The organism is Bacillus sp. CHD6a (assembly GCF_001293645.1).
Taxonomy (GTDB): Bacteria; Bacillota; Bacilli; order Bacillales; family Bacillaceae_I; genus Sutcliffiella_A.
In genome coordinates this window covers 1-819 of record NZ_LBMD01000018.1, presented here as the reverse complement: position 1 = coordinate 819, position 819 = coordinate 1, and the positions used below count along the sequence as shown (strand labels likewise).

The 819-nt window shown below is 48.4% G+C and carries 7 tRNA genes; all 7 read right to left on the bottom strand.

Annotation, left to right across the window (positions count from 1 at the left end):
- Window positions 1-18: 18 nt before the first annotated feature.
- Window positions 19-92, bottom strand: a tRNA-Gly gene (locus AAV98_RS14085).
- 11 nt (window positions 93-103) lie between these two features.
- A tRNA-Pro gene (locus AAV98_RS14080) sits at window positions 104-177 on the bottom strand.
- A gap of 17 nt (window positions 178-194) precedes the next feature.
- Window positions 195-271, bottom strand: a tRNA-Arg gene (locus AAV98_RS14075).
- 107 nt (window positions 272-378) lie between these two features.
- Window positions 379-464 (bottom strand) — tRNA-Leu (locus AAV98_RS14070).
- A 26-nt stretch (window positions 465-490) separates the two neighbouring features.
- Window positions 491-574, bottom strand: a tRNA-Leu gene (locus AAV98_RS14065).
- Window positions 575-590: 16 nt separating this feature from the next.
- Window positions 591-665: transfer RNA gene (locus tag AAV98_RS14060), tRNA-Gln, on the bottom strand.
- A gap of 28 nt (window positions 666-693) precedes the next feature.
- Window positions 694-769, bottom strand: a tRNA-Val gene (locus AAV98_RS14055).
- Window positions 770-819: the final 50 nt, after the last annotated feature.

Sequence of the window (819 nt, the reverse complement as noted above, 5' to 3'; positions counted from 1 at the left end):
ATCATTCGTTCAAAATTATGGAGCGGGTGATGGGAATCGAACCCACGACATCAGCTTGGAAGGCTGAGGTTTTACCATTAAACTACACCCGCAATATTCAATATCGGGAAGACAGGATTTGAACCTGCGACCCCTTGGTCCCAAACCAAGTGCTCTACCAAGCTGAGCTACTCCCCGTTTACTTTAAAAAGTAATGGCGCGCCCGAGAGGACTCGAACCCCTAACCTTTTGATCCGTAGTCAAACGCTCTATCCAATTGAGCTACGGGCGCTTTATTTAAATTGTTTAATTGATGTCCCTCTCAGAGGCGACTTAACTATAATATCAAATCCAGCATTTCGTGTCAACACTTTTTTGAAATTCTTTTTTAAGTGTTTTTGGTGCGGCCGAGAAGAGTCGAACTTCCACGGGGTTGCCCCCACTAGGCCCTCAACCTAGCGCGTCTGCCATTCCGCCACGACCGCGAAAATGAATGGCTAGTGTAAATGTATGGTGCGGGTGAAGGGACTCGAACCCCCACGTCAAAGACACTAGATCCTAAGTCTAGCGCGTCTGCCAATTCCGCCACACCCGCATACATTATATAAAGTTGGCTGGGCTAGCTGGATTCGAACCAACGCATGTCGCAGTCAAAGTGCGATGCCTTACCGCTTGGCTATAGCCCATCGATGAAATGTAAAAATAAGTTCCCTCTGGTGGAGGATGACGGGATCGAACCGCCGACCCCCTGCTTGTAAGGCAGGTGCTCTCCCAGCTGAGCTAATCCTCCAGGATAGAAATGGGAAGCAAAACAAGAATGTTTTGCATCCCACTTTGTAG